Annotated in this window: 14 protein-coding genes and 1 pseudogene; 10 read left to right on the forward strand and 5 right to left on the reverse strand. The window is 67.9% G+C overall.

Annotated features, from left to right (window positions below):
* Positions 1-99: 99 nt before the first annotated feature.
* The 3 genes from ACFRMQ_RS28090 to ACFRMQ_RS28100 all read left to right on the forward strand — a co-directional run bounded on the left by ACFRMQ_RS28090 (position 100) and on the right by ACFRMQ_RS28100 (position 2,668).
* The gene (locus ACFRMQ_RS28090; protein WP_380733456.1) at positions 100-1,197 is read left to right on the forward strand and encodes a helix-turn-helix domain-containing protein; all 1,098 of its coding nucleotides are present in this window, start codon (positions 100-102) and stop codon (positions 1,195-1,197) included.
* The gene (locus ACFRMQ_RS28095; RefSeq protein ID WP_380733457.1) at positions 1,184-1,630 is read left to right on the forward strand and encodes a hypothetical protein; all 447 of its coding nucleotides are present in this window, start codon (positions 1,184-1,186) and stop codon (positions 1,628-1,630) included. The genes ACFRMQ_RS28090 and ACFRMQ_RS28095 overlap by 14 nt, the downstream gene beginning before the upstream one ends.
* Before the next feature lie 195 nt (positions 1,631-1,825).
* Positions 1,826-2,668, forward strand: coding sequence for an SAM-dependent methyltransferase (locus ACFRMQ_RS28100; protein ID WP_380733470.1), 843 nt, complete (start codon positions 1,826-1,828; stop codon positions 2,666-2,668).
* Here the strand turns inward: ACFRMQ_RS28100 and ACFRMQ_RS28105 are convergent.
* A complete protein-coding gene (locus ACFRMQ_RS28105) occupies positions 2,662-3,597 on the reverse strand; it encodes a helix-turn-helix domain-containing protein (protein ID WP_380733458.1) in 936 nt (311 codons plus the stop codon). The two genes, ACFRMQ_RS28100 and ACFRMQ_RS28105, sit on opposite strands and share 7 nt — an antisense overlap.
* Before the next feature lie 95 nt (positions 3,598-3,692).
* Positions 3,693-3,935: a DUF397 domain-containing protein gene (locus ACFRMQ_RS28110; protein WP_380733459.1), complete on the reverse strand. Its 243-nt coding sequence runs from the start codon at positions 3,933-3,935 to the stop codon at positions 3,693-3,695.
* A 238-nt stretch (positions 3,936-4,173) separates the two neighbouring features.
* On the opposite strand from ACFRMQ_RS28110, the gene ACFRMQ_RS28115 reads away from it, so the two are divergent.
* From ACFRMQ_RS28115 to ACFRMQ_RS28135, 5 genes are all read left to right on the forward strand, one after another.
* Positions 4,174-4,605 (forward strand): hypothetical protein, encoded by a 432-nt coding sequence (locus tag ACFRMQ_RS28115; protein ID WP_380733460.1) that lies wholly within the window; start codon positions 4,174-4,176, stop codon positions 4,603-4,605.
* Positions 4,606-5,067: 462 nt separating this feature from the next.
* The gene (locus tag ACFRMQ_RS28120) at positions 5,068-5,394 is read left to right on the forward strand and encodes a hypothetical protein (protein ID WP_380733461.1); all 327 of its coding nucleotides are present in this window, start codon (positions 5,068-5,070) and stop codon (positions 5,392-5,394) included.
* Positions 5,394-6,737, forward strand: a complete 1,344-nt coding sequence (locus tag ACFRMQ_RS28125; protein WP_380733462.1) for a putative T7SS-secreted protein — start codon at positions 5,394-5,396, stop codon at positions 6,735-6,737. Before ACFRMQ_RS28120 ends, ACFRMQ_RS28125 begins: the two co-directional genes overlap by 1 nt.
* 21 nt (positions 6,738-6,758) lie before the next feature.
* Positions 6,759-7,247 carry a SitI3 family protein gene (locus tag ACFRMQ_RS28130; RefSeq protein WP_380733463.1) on the forward strand — a complete coding sequence of 163 codons (489 nt, stop codon included), beginning with the start codon at positions 6,759-6,761 and terminating at the stop codon, positions 7,245-7,247.
* 6 nt (positions 7,248-7,253) lie between these two features.
* The gene (locus ACFRMQ_RS28135; protein ID WP_380733464.1) at positions 7,254-7,823 is read left to right on the forward strand and encodes a transposase; all 570 of its coding nucleotides are present in this window, start codon (positions 7,254-7,256) and stop codon (positions 7,821-7,823) included.
* A 13-nt stretch (positions 7,824-7,836) separates the two neighbouring features.
* Here ACFRMQ_RS28135 and ACFRMQ_RS28140 read toward each other — a convergent pair.
* A pseudogene (locus ACFRMQ_RS28140) lies at positions 7,837-8,160 on the reverse strand (transposase family protein); the annotation flags it as partial.
* 125 nt (positions 8,161-8,285) lie between these two features.
* Here ACFRMQ_RS28140 and ACFRMQ_RS28145 point away from each other — a divergent pair.
* On the forward strand, positions 8,286-9,983 hold the full coding sequence (locus ACFRMQ_RS28145; RefSeq protein WP_380733465.1) for an ISAzo13 family transposase: 1,698 nt from the start codon (positions 8,286-8,288) through the stop codon (positions 9,981-9,983).
* A gap of 63 nt (positions 9,984-10,046) precedes the next feature.
* On the opposite strand, the gene asnB is transcribed toward ACFRMQ_RS28145, so the two are convergent.
* Entirely contained in the window at positions 10,047-11,870 is a 1,824-nt protein-coding gene (gene asnB / locus ACFRMQ_RS28150; RefSeq protein WP_380733467.1) for an asparagine synthase (glutamine-hydrolyzing), read from the reverse strand.
* Positions 11,871-11,882: 12 nt separating this feature from the next.
* Entirely contained in the window at positions 11,883-12,446 is a 564-nt protein-coding gene (locus ACFRMQ_RS28155; RefSeq protein WP_380733468.1) for a GNAT family N-acetyltransferase, read from the reverse strand.
* Positions 12,447-12,592: 146 nt separating this feature from the next.
* On the opposite strand from ACFRMQ_RS28155, the gene ACFRMQ_RS28160 reads away from it, so the two are divergent.
* A complete protein-coding gene (locus ACFRMQ_RS28160) occupies positions 12,593-12,736 on the forward strand; it encodes a hypothetical protein (RefSeq protein WP_380733469.1) in 144 nt (47 codons plus the stop codon).
* The last annotated feature ends 37 nt before the right edge of the window (positions 12,737-12,773 follow it).

Here is a 12,773-nt window from a genome sequence, read left to right on the forward strand (position 1 = left end):
GGGCGCACCCCGGCCACCGGCTCGGGGGTTCCGCGTGCCGCGGTCCGCCCCCCGGGGGGTGGAAATGCCGCTGAGGGAGAGAGAAACGAGCGGGTGAAGATGGCGGATTCGGTGATGGTGGAGTGCGCGCTGCCGTCCTGCGGGGAGGTGTTCCAGCGGCCGGTCAAGGCCGGACGGCCCCGGCAGTACCACGCGGTGGCGTGCCAGAGGCAGGCGCAGCGCCAGCGGGACGCGGCCAAGGCCGCGGCACGCCGCCCGGCCCGGGCGGCCGGGGGCATGGGCCAGCTGGTAGCGGAGGACATGCACATGGTCGCGGGCCGGCTGCTGGAGGCTCAGGCGCGCCGGGCGCCGCTGACGGTGAGGCTGGCATGCGTGCGGGACCTGCGGGTTGACACCGACCACTACGTGGCGGCGGCCGTCAACGACGCACGGGCCGCGGGGGCCGGGTGGGTGGAGATCGCGGCCGCGCTGGGCGTCCAGCCGGACTCGGCCCGGCGCCGGTGGGCCCCACGGCGGGTGGAACAGCAGCTGAGCCGGCGTTCGAACCGGCAGGCGCAGCCCGTCCCGGGTGCGGCGCCGGTCGTGCCGACGCAGGCCTGGCGCAGGGAGGCGGAGGCGGAGCCGGGGCCCCGTGCGCGGCTGCTCGCCTCGGCGCTGACAGCGCTGCAGGAACGCAGCGGGGTGAGTTTGCAGGAAGCGGCGGAGATGGCGGAGTGCTCGCCGTCGTACGTCTCGCGGATCCTCGCCGGGGACCGGGTGCCGACGTGGCCGGTCCTGCTGATGCTGGCGGAGGCGTTCGGCGGGGTGCCGGAGGAACTGCGGCTGCTGTGGGAGGTGGCCCAGGGGGTCGCGAGGGCGGGGCGGGTGTCGGTGGCGGGCGCCGCCGACCAGCTGGTGCAGGCGATCCGGGGGCTGCACCTGGCCGCCGGGCAGCCCGATGCCCAGACCGTGTGCGCCCTCGCCCGGGGGGTGCCGGCAGAAGTGGTGCGCTCGCTGCTGGCAGGCGAGACGGTGCCCGACTGGTCGGTGGTCAGCGAGGTGGCCGCAGCGCTGGGAGGGCACCCGGGCGACCTGCGCCCGTACTGGGAGCGCGTGCACTACGCGGCGCTCGCGTCCGTCTACTCGGATGAGTTCGGGCCATCCGGCTGCTTCGCCCGCGCGGCCGTGCCGGAAGGGGGAGATCGTGACGGGGGCTGAGGCGGCGGGCCTGGGCGCGTTCGTCGAGAGCCGCCAGGGCCCGTACCGGAGGTATGCGGTGGCCCGGCTGGGCCGCACGCCCGCCGCCGGCGAGGCGGTCGACCAGGCGGTGGAGGCGTTGGCGGCGTGCTGGCCCCGTCTGGTGTGTGAGCGCAGTCCCGCAGCCGGTGCGTGGGTGCTGCTGCGTGAGGCGGTGTCCTTGCGCGGCCGGGAGACGTGCGACCAAGGCGAGGTGGACGTGCTGCACCGCCTGCTGCCCGTCGCGGTGGCCGATGCGGCGGTCCTGCACTACCGGCTGGGGATGCGGCTGACCGAGGCCGCGGACCTGATGGGCGTGGAGCCGTCGGCGGCGGCCGGGCTGGTGCTCGCCGCCGAGCGGGGGCTGCCGCGCGCCCTGGTCGGCGAACTCGCCTTCGGCCCCACGAGGGTGTGAGCGCCGGGGCCGCTGCGGCGGGTGTGGCGTGAAGGGGTGGCGCGGGATTTCGTACCCACGCCACCCCTTCGCTCACGTGCGCCAAAACATCCGCCCGAGGTTAAGCCTTACGGGTTCCGGAGTTGCTTAACAATCTGGTGCGGCGTCATATACCGCCCTAGCATGGGCACGTCGATCGGTGGGGCCGAGCCAGGGATGGTCGCTTTGGAACCGGATGCGGAAATCGTTTCTCCCCTCACGTACGATCCGGCTGTCCCGAGCGTCGCACGCATGTACGACCTCTTGTTGGGCGGGCATTACCACTTCCAGTCGGACCGCGACGGGGTACGCGATCTGCTGAAGGTCGCGCCGAGCAGCGTGGAGGTAGCGGCGATCAACCGGGCGTTCCTCGTGCGCACGGTGCAGACGCTGGTGCGGGACTACGGGGTGCGGCAGTTCATCGACCACGGCTCGGGCCTGCCGACCCAGCACAACGTGCACCAGATAGCGCAGGAGATCCACGAGGACTGCCGGGTGGTGTACGTCGACAACGACCCGATGGTGATGCACACCGGGCGTACCGTGCTGGCCGGGAACCCGAATGCGGCCGTCGTCCACGCCGACATGCGTGACACCGAGAAGATTTTCGCCAGCAAGGCCGTGCGGGACCTGATCCTGCCCGGCGAGCCGACGGCGGCGCTGTTCGTCTCCGTGCTGCACTGCATTCCGGACCAGGGGTACGTCCCGCCCGCGCGGCTCGTGCGCCAGGTCCGCGAGCGGCTGTCCGCCGGCGCCCCCGCCTACATGGCCGTCTCCCAGCTCGTCAGCCCCCGGCCCGAGGTCCGCCGGCGGATCACGGACCTGATGGCCGATCTCACCCACGGCCACTGGGGGGAGGTCCGCACCGAGGAGGACGTCGAAAGTTACTTCGAGGACATGGAGATCCTCGCCCCCGGCGTGGTGGAGGTGTCGCAGTGGCGCCCGGATGCGGCCGGAGCCCGGCCGGCGCAGACGAGCGACGAGTGGACGGAGTTCGGCGGCGTGGCCAGGGCTCACTGACCGGGGGAACGCATCCTGTCGTGGTGGACCCCGATGGCCTTGTCGATCAGGGCGAGGCCGACCTCGTAGTCGGCCACGTGGAACAGCAGGGTGTTCAGCAGGTCCGCGTAGCGCTCGACGTCCGGGTCCTTGCTCAGGTAGGTGGCTCCGATGCCGGGGCCCTCGACGTAGACGACATCGCTCGGCCCGCCGTACTCGAAGGCGAGGTGGGTGAAGGCGCCGGCCGGCGGGGTGACGTCGGCGGTGAACGGCAGGATCGCGACACTCACGTTCGGCCGCAGGCCGAGTTCCTTGAGGCGCTCCAGCTGCCCGATCATGACCTCGGGGCCGCCGGTGTTGCGGTACAGCACACTCTCGTCGAGCAGGGCCACCACCGTGCGCTCGATGTCGTCCAGCAGCCGGGTGCGGTCCATGCGCTGGTTCACCCGGCGCTCGATCTCCTCCTCGGGGGCCCGTGGCAGGCCGGCCCTGATCATTCGATGCGCGTAATCGCATGTCTGCAGCGGTCCGGGCACCACGCCGCCCTCCCAGTACCGGATGCCGGCGGACTCGACCTCCAAGCCGATCATGCGCCTGAACCAGCCGGGCGTGATATCGGCGTACTCGGCGGCGAAAGGTCCCGCCATGACGCGTTCCAGAAGCACGCCGACGTGCGCGCGGACGTCGGGGCCGACACCGTAGAACGTGATCAGGTCGTCGACGTCACGCTTGGAGGGGGTGCTCTCCCCCCGCTCCATACGGCTCAGCTTCGACACCGATGCCCGGATCCGGGGAGCGACGTCCGACAGGCGCAGCCGCCGTTCCTCCCGCAGCGTGCGCAGCACCTTGCCCAGGACCTTCGCCGCGCCCACCGGCCCGCTCCAGTGGAGCGTGCGCACCTCGTCGTCATCCGGGTCGCTCGGCGCGGGACAGTCCGGGTGGGCGGGCATACGGCACTCCTGAGGGCGCGGCTTCGGGAAAGTACTATCCCACGCCGCCCACCCCGTATACCCGCCGTTCTATAGATCCCGTGAACCCGGGCCTATCAGGGGTGGAACACGTGGTCGAAAGCCCTGTTCTCCATGCCCCAGGCGAACGCCGCGGCCTCGTCGCGGTTGAAGATCAGGGCGGGTCCGTCCTTGTGGCGGGAGTTGCGGAAGGCGACGGAGCCATCCGGCAGCGGGCCGACTTCGACGCAGTTCCCCACCGCGCGGCTGCTCGGGCTCTTCACCCACTCCACGTCCAGCGAATCGGCGCGGACCCCGTTCTCCGGAATTTCGACATTCATTCGATTCTTCCCCTTCCCTTATCGCACGGACATGCGGACATTCAGGCCGTCTGCAATCCCATGTGCAATTGCAAATGCATGGCCCGGGAATGCTAGCGGCCGCCGATTCGAACGTGATGTCCTCCGAACGGGTGCCTTCCTCCCTGCTCCGCTTGACCGTCCTGGGGCGGTTGCGGCCCGCGAGGGATGGGAAACGTTGCGCCGACACCCGCCGCACCCGCAGCACCGGAGGACATCCTTGACCGGGCCCCAGGACCGCGCCCATCCGCGCTTCGACCGCGACCTGGCCCTGGGCCTGGGGGTGCCCAGAGCGGCGACACGGCACCTGCCCGGCACCCCGGACGCCGCCGAGATCGCGCGCGACTTCGCCCAAGCAACCACCGGCCAGTGGCGCACACCCGTCACCACGACAGCCCTCCACGAAGCCGTCGAGGCCCTGCTGCACGACCCCGAACCCGAAGGCGACTGGTTCAGCCTCCTCGAAACCCCCGACGCCCTCCTGCTCGTCCTCACCGCGAGCCATGCCCCGCCCACCGAAGCGACCGCCCGCGTGCTGCCGGCCCCGCCGGACAGCGCCTGCAGCTGCCCGCTCGCCCGCCGCTGGACCAGGATCCCCTTCCCCGACAGCCCCCGTAGCCACTACGCTCCGCCGCCGATCGAGCCCAGGTGACCGCAGCGCCGGGTAGAAGTGCGGGGCCGCGCAGTCCCGCATCGGCGTCACACTGCTGCTTGAGCCACACCGATCAGACTCCCCACGACCGGACCATGCGGCCGTCGGAGGACGGGCACCATTCGAAGTCCGAAGCGCACAGGTGGCTTCACGCCCAAGGAAGAAGCGCCCGAATCTGACTGGTGGACACGGGGCGACGGGTGTGGTCGCCGTCGGCCGCGACACCAACATCCTCAAGAGGCTTCGCGCACCCGCAGGCACTGCCACCGACGATGGTCACCGATGGCCCGGCACCGGGTGGAGGCGCCGGTCTCGCCCGGATCGATGATGGCGGCTCCCGGCCAATCTTAGCTTCGGTCAAGCCTTCTTAAAGATCTGCCACCGGGGAGAACCGGGTGTAGCCGTTCTGGTATCCATGTGCGTGCGCAGCGCACATGGCCGGCTGAAGGCGGGGGAGAACGGATGGCGGAGGGCTTCAAGGTCGATCTGGAGGCGCTTGATACTGCGGCGTCGGGTATCACCAACACCCTGGCGAAGCTGCAGTTCAAGAAGGTCAGCGACCTCGATCACAAGAAGGAGGACATCGGCCACGACCATTTGGCCGATGTCCTGGGGAAGTTCTGCACCCGCTGGGAGATCGGGGTGGAGAACCTGGGGAAGGACGCCGCCCAGGTGTCCCAGCGCCTCAACGCGAGTGTGAAGGCCTATGCACAGCTCGAAGGGCAGATCGCCGGGCACCTGCACGGTACGGCCAGCAGCACCGGCGGTGAAGACCCGGGGGTGAAGTAGTGGCGAAGGACCTCGGGCAGACGTCCAACCCGAAGGATCTCGTGCCGGGGGACCCCGAGGCGATCGCGTCGACCGCCGCCTGGCTGAAGAGCTACGGCGACACCCTGCACTCGACCGGCGAGGGCCTCAAACGGATCGACACCACCGAAGGATGGTCGGGAAAGGCTGGCGACGCGTTCCGGGCCGCGTTCAAGGGCGAGCCGCAGAAGTGGCTGGAGGCCGGCGACTGCTTCCATGACGCCGCGACCGCTCTGACCATCTACAAGGCGACTCTGGAATGGGCGCAGGGCCAGGCCGCGGATGCGATCCGGCAGTGGGGCGAAGGTCAGGCCGCGAGCGACAGGGCCAAGTCCGAGCACGAGGCGGCGGAGAAGGACGCCGGCCACCAGCTGCCGTTCACTGATCCCGGCGACAGCACCAGGGCGAGCGCGCAGCATACTCTGAGTAACGCTCGAAGCCAGGTCAAGAGCGCGGGTGACACCGCTGCCGACGCGATCGCCAAGGGCCGTGACAAGGCCCCCGAGGAGCCTGACTGGCTGGACAAGATCGGTGACTTCTTCTCCGATGCCGGAGACGCCATCCTGGATGTCGGGACGGTCGTCGTCGAGGACCTGGCCTCCGTCGGCAACGCGATTGTCCACGACCCCTTCGCCTCCTTGGAGATCGCGGGTGGTCTCGGCCTGGCGGCGCTCGGTGCCGGCGGCGAGGTCCTGGGCTTCGGGCTCGACCTGACCGGTGTCGGTGCGGTCATCGGCGTGCCCGTCAACATCGTCTCGGCCGGCGCCATCGCCACCGGTCTCGGCGTGGCCGGCATGGGCGTCGGCCAGATCGCACAGGATGCGATGGGGTCCGACCGGGTCCACATGGAAGGTGATGGCGGAGGCGGCGGAAGCAGCACGCCGGACATGCGGACCCAGCCCTCCAAACCCGCCGATCCGAATGCCACCCCCGACGGACACGTCACCAACATCCCCAAGAACGCGGACCCGACCACCGTGCGCGCGTTCACCCGGGAGAACGAGTCGGCGGAGATCCTGGCGAAGAACGGCTACAAGGTCGAGCAGAACCCCAACGTCGCCGGTACGACCAAGAACCCCGACTACCGCGTCGAGGGCGAGGTCATGGACTGCTACGCGCCCACCGCGAAGAACCCCCGCTCCATCGCCTCCGGGATCCAGAAGAAGGTGGACGACGGGCAGGCGGACCGTATCGTTCTGAACTTGTCCGACAGCGATGTCGACGTGGCCGCCATGCGCAAGCAGCTGAACGACTGGCCGATCGACGGGCTGAAGGAGGTCACCGTGATCGACAAGTCCGGCAGCGTGGTCTCCCTCTACCCGTAGAAGAAGAGAAAGTACGGATCGATGGCAATTTCCTACAGTCTTGAACTGGTGACCCCCTGGACCCCGGCCCAGGTCGCCCAGACGCTCGTCGACGTCGCCCAGCCGCTGCGGCTCTTCGACATCCCCGCGACCGTCGACACACTGGTCGCGGACGGAGCACTCACCGCGTACGGCACCTGGATCCGGGTAACCCGGCGCAGGCCCATCGCCTGGGGGGACCCGCAGATCGGCGGTCGCGTCTTCACCCCGACCGTCTCGGTCGCCTTCCGGCTGGGCAAGGACACCGACCCCTCGGGCCAGCAGGACGACATGACTCGCCTGGCCGACGCCCTCCTCGCGCGGGTCCCCGGAGACGCGGTCCTGCACCTCGACTACGAGGACGTCTGGATGGTGCGCCAGGACGGCCAACTGACCCTCAGCGAGAGCTCCGACTTGTGGCCGCCGAACCGCCTCGGCGCCGTTTCGGGGCCCTACCGCCGTCAGACGCACGAGTTCGTCTACGAGGACTGACCACGAGTGCCGTCCGGGACGTTCAAGCCCTACCTGAACCGCCGGTTCACCGCCGGATGCACCAGCGGCACCCGGCTGTTCCACGAGATCCGCGAGCGCGGCTATGCCGGCAGCATCCAGGTCGTGCGCCGCCACCTGGCCAAGCTCCGCGAGGGGACGGCCGAACCGGTCCGCGCCGACATCCCCAGCCCACGCCGCATCACCTCGTGGATCATGCGTCCGCGCGAGACGCTCACGGACCAGGAGGTGGAGAAGCTGCTGGACGTCAGGATCGCCTGCCCGGACATCGCCCGGGCCTGTGACCTGGCCAGATGCTTCCGAGATCTGCTGGTCAACCGGCGCGGCGGCATGCTGCCGGACCGGATTCGCCAGGCCGAGCAGGACGCCCCCGCACCGGTCCGTTCGTTCGCCGGGTTCCTCCGCCAGGACCTCGACGCCGTGACCGCCGGCCTCACCCTCGAATGGAGCTCTGGCAGGGTCGAAGGCAACGTGAATCGGGCCAAAACACTCAAGCGCGCCATGTACGGCCGGGCCTCGTTCCGACTCCTCCGGATCCGCATCCTCACCCGACCATGACTTTCACGGAACTCCGGTCAGAGCCAATTTCGAAGATCCTCATCACAGCCCGGCTGATCGTGGAGCGGTCGACACCGAACAGCAGGGCCAGGACGGCATGGGGCAGGTCGTGGCGCAGGTGGATGAGCGTAGCGGTCACCCGGTCGACGAACACGAGCCGGTGCCTGGCACCCGCTCCGGCGGCCCGTCGACGCACTCCACCACGGGCGACATGCCGCCGCCCCTCAACCTCGGCCTGCCAGGGAGACGCGAGCTCGGCGATGAGCTCCGCCGGGTGCCGGCGCGAGATTCCGGTCAGCACCCGGTGGCCGAGGAGGGCACGGTTCACCGTGATCATCACGTCGTCAGATCATGCCGCCTATTACATTGCTGGTCACATCGCCGCCGCTATCACGCACCAGGTCGTTAGGGCTCGCAGAGAATCTATGTGTTGCTTCCCGCTCGGCGGCTCGTTGATGTGGTATGCCCACCTCCGAGTCGATCCGTGACCAACTCGCCCTGAAGTTCGTCGTGTTGTTCCCACATCTGGATGAGCGCCAGCGGCGTCTGCTGATGGCAGCCGAGGCCCGGCTGCTGGGGCACGGCGGCATCCGCGCCGTTGCGCGGGCGGCCGGGGTCAGCGAGACGACGGTCCGCAACGGCGTGGCCGAGCTGGAATCCGGGGCGGAACCGTTGGGACGGGTCCGTCGGCCCGGTGGCGGACGCAAGAAGGCCGCGGCGATGAACCCGGGTCTGCGGCCCGCGCTTTTGGCCCTGGTCGAGCCCGACGAGCGCGGCGATCCGATGTCGCCGCTGCGATGGACGACCAAGTCGACCAGGAGGCTTGCCGACGAGCTGACCCGCCAGGGGCACCGAGTCAGTGCCGACACGGTGGGTGACCTGCTGCGGGAGGAAGGTTTCAGCCTGCAGGCCAACGCCAAGACCATCGAGGGCAGGCAACACCCGGACCGCGATGCCCAGTTCCGCTACATCAACGAGCAGGCCAAACAGCACATCGATGCTGGGGATCCGGTGGTCAGCGTGGATGCCAAAAAGAAGGAGCTGGTCGGCGAGTACAAGAACGCCGGGCGTGACTGGCGGCCTGAGGGTGAACCGGCGCAGGTCAAGACGCACGACTTCCTGGACCGGCAGGGACCGGGCAAGGCGATCCCGTACGGGATCTACGACATCGCCGCGAACACCGGCTGGGTCAACGTCGGCACGGACCACGACACCGCCGCGTTCGCAGTCGCCTCGATCCGCCGCTGGTGGCAGGCCCGCGGCCGGCACGACTACCCGGACGCCACCCGGCTGCTGATCACCGCGGACGCGGGCGGCTCCAACGGCCACCGCACCCGCGCCTGGAAGACCGAACTCGCCACACTCGCCGCCGAGACGGGGCTGGAGATCACGGTCTGCCACATGCCTCCGGGAACGTCGAAGTGGAATCGGATCGAGCACCGGCTCTTCTCCCACGTCAGTATGAACTGGCGTGGAAGGCCGCTGACCAGCCACAACGTCATCGTTAACAGCATCGCCGCGACCACCACCCGCACCGGACTACGGGTCGAAGCCGCCCTGGACACCGGCACCTACGACACCGGAGTGAAGGTCACCGACGCCCAGATCGACGCCCTGCCCATGCACCGACACCGCTTCCACGGCGACTGGAACTACACACTCCACCCCGCCCACGCACAGCCGACGCCCCCAGCAGCCGACCTCGCCGCACCGACAGACACCGTCCCCGCCCGGACATCGGCTCATCCCGACCCCGCCTCACTCCGCGACCCGGAACTGACAGGCATGACGACCGCACAGCTGGACCACCTGACCCTCACGCTGATCCCCACCCTCGAGGAAAGGCGCGAGAACCTCCGGCACCGGCAGCGCGGCGGCAACCGACTCCGAGCCCGGGGGGCCGGCGCCAAAGACAGGCTCGGCCTGGCCAATCGGATCCTGGCCGCCATTCTCTACCTGCGCAGGCTCGGTACCCAAGAGCTCCTCGGCCAGCTCTTCAGCGTGGACCGGAGCACCATCACGAACGCAGTCGCCGAGGTCCGCCCGCTCCTGGAACAGCACGGACACGCCATGCCCGCATCAACCGCGCGCTTCCGCACCCCCGCTGACGTGACCGCGTTCCTCGCATCCGCCCAGCAGAAGATCAAATCACCGTGTTGATTCTCTGCGAGCCCTTAATGACGAGCGACGCCTGGTTCCTGGCAAGTCCTCGGATCCCGCTGTTCAAGCGGCTAACTGGATCCGGTACTCGCGCATCCACTGTTCGATACTCATGAGGCGCCCCAGCGCTTCCACGCAGCTTGTAGCGGTTGGAGCGCGCAGGATGAGCGCGCGGATCCTGCGGGGGTCCAGGAGGCTGAACAGCGGTGAAACCGGGTTTTGGAGGAGCCTTTCGACCTCTGCGGTGACCGATGCGGCGTACCCGTCGGCCCATGCGGAGGGGTACGCGCTCTTCGGTCGTTGGAGAATGCCTTGAGGCAGCAGGTCGGCAGCTGCGGCACGAAGGATGCTCTTTCCGGATCCGTCGGCGTTCTTGAGGTCCCAGGGGACGTTCCACATGTATTCGACCAGTCGGTGGTCCAGGTAGGGAACCCGGACTTCGAGCCCGACTGCCATGCTCATACGGTCCTTGCGGTCGAGGAGGAAGCCGAGGGGATTGGCGAGGGACGCGAAGAGCACTTCCCGCATGCGCGCCTCAATCGCGTCGTCCGTGTTGCTGCGGGGCACCCTGGCCATGATGTCCTCATACAAGGCGCGTTCCGTCTCCCCAGGAGGGACGCGCCTGCGGACGTCCGCAGAGAGACAGGACATCAGGTCTGGCCTCAGGGAGATCCAGGGAAACGTCGCCGTCTCGACGTGACGGCGATCGCGGTACCAGTGGTATCCGCCGAAGACTTCATCCGCCCCTTCGCCGGCCAAGGCTACGGTGGCATGTCGACGGACTTCGGAGAAGGCACGGTAGAGGGATGCGTCGTACTCGCCCAGGCAGGGAAGATCTCGGGCGAGCGTGGCCTGGGCGAGTGCGGTCGACGAATCTGCGGGGTTGAGTACCAGCTCCTGGTGGACCGATCCGATGTGCCGGGCGACGAGACGGGCGTGGGGGCCGTCGTGGTCGGGGCGGATCCGGCTTGCCCCGATCTGTTGAAAGCGGTCCTCGTAGTCGATGGAGAACGTGCGGAACTCGTCCGTTCCATGCCGTTTGAGGGCGCGGACGGCCAACGCGGATATGACGCTGGAGTCAAGTCCTCCGGAAAGCATGGAGGCGATGGGGACGTCGGCGGTGACATGGCGGTCGACAATGTCCTCCAGGAGGTCTCGCACATTGCTCACGACCGTACCGAAAGTGCGATAATGACTATTGGATTCGAGTTTCCAGTAGCAGGATTCCGTAACCCCGGAAGCGTTGACTCGGACGACATGGGCAGGTTTCACCTCGTACAGGTCTTTGAGTGGTGTGAGTCCCGGGGGTGTGATTCTCGGATTGAAGAGGAACGGCAAGGAGGTTTCTGCTAGTTGCGGCCGGAACAGCGGATTGGCCATGACACCCTTGGGTTCGGAGGCGAATATCAGGCCTCCTGGGTACGGGTGGTAGTAGAGAGGCTTCACGCCGAATCTGTCCCGCACCAGAACGAGTTCGTCGCGCCCGGGATCCCAGATGGCCAGAGCGAACATTCCGTTCAGGCGGCTCGGAAAATTGACTCCCCATTCGAGATAGCAATGCAGGACGACCTCGGTATCCGATCGTGTCTCGAACCTGTGCCCCTTGGATGCGAGCTCCGATCGAAGTTCCGTGAAATTGTAGATTTCGCCGCTGTAAGTGAGGACGACTGGATCCTCGCATGGCCGACGGCGTGCGGCCATGGGCTGGGTTCCGCCCTCTGGGTCCAGCACGATCAATCGACGGTGACCTAGGGCCGCGTGACGATCCAGAAAAATTCCTGAAGCGTCCGGGCCGCGGTTGTGCATGCTCTCGGTCATTGCGGCCAGGATCTGCTCTTCTCCTGTCAGATCCCGCTGGAAGTCGACCCATCCTGCGATTCCGCACATGACACGTCCCCTCTATTGCCCTTGTGGGCACGAACACCTAGCCCCATTGAGTATCTTGTGAAACAGGATGCCAACGCCACCTTCGAAGGTCACTCCAGGGATCTCGAAGTCCCGAGTCATCTCATGGAATCCCATACCGGCGTGCAGTTCGATGGAGGCGTGGTTGCGCGCATTGCAAAAGTACCAGGCCTCGGGGGCGTTGGCGCTGATCCATTCCATGCGGGACCGGGTCAGGCTGAGCCCCACTCCGCGCCGACGGACGCCGGGATCGACCACGAGGCCAGCGAGATAGAAGCCGGTCGGAGCCGTTGCCGCTTCCAGTCGAACCACGCGCCCGTAGCCGACCAAGTCGTGATCGGCGCCGACCGCGACGAGGAAGCACCCGGCGGGGCGGTTCAGCCACCCGCGGACGCGTGACTCGAAGTCGACCGCTCCGGCGTCGTCCCCCTCGTACTGCCGGGCCAGATCGGCACACCTCTCGACATCGGCCACTGTTGCATGACGAACCGAAATGGGCGTGTTGCGATGTTCCGGTGATTTATCCCCGAAAGCCTCGAACTCCACAAAACTGGGCATAATTTCAATCTCATTTCGCGCGTGTGAATCGGAGCTCGGCTGGGTATATGCTACGACCTTTCTCTGTGATCACCAACTATTGCGGGGTTGACACGCCCTGACGCTCGATCGGAGCATGGGGGCTCCCTACTGGAGAGGAGTTGCAAATGATCACCGCGACGGTAAGCGAACAGCCTCAGGCTGCCGTGGTCGCTTTCGACAGTGACGTCGAAGCGGTCGACTTCGATTTCCTGCAGCAGTTGGACTCGGAGGAGATCGAGCGCCCGGCAGTCCTCTGCAACATAGTCTGATCGGTCGAGCGCGAACCGTCGCCGGGCCGGAATATAT

The organism is Kitasatospora sp. NPDC056783, assembly GCF_042789895.1.
Classification (GTDB): domain Bacteria; phylum Actinomycetota; class Actinomycetes; order Streptomycetales; family Streptomycetaceae; genus Kitasatospora.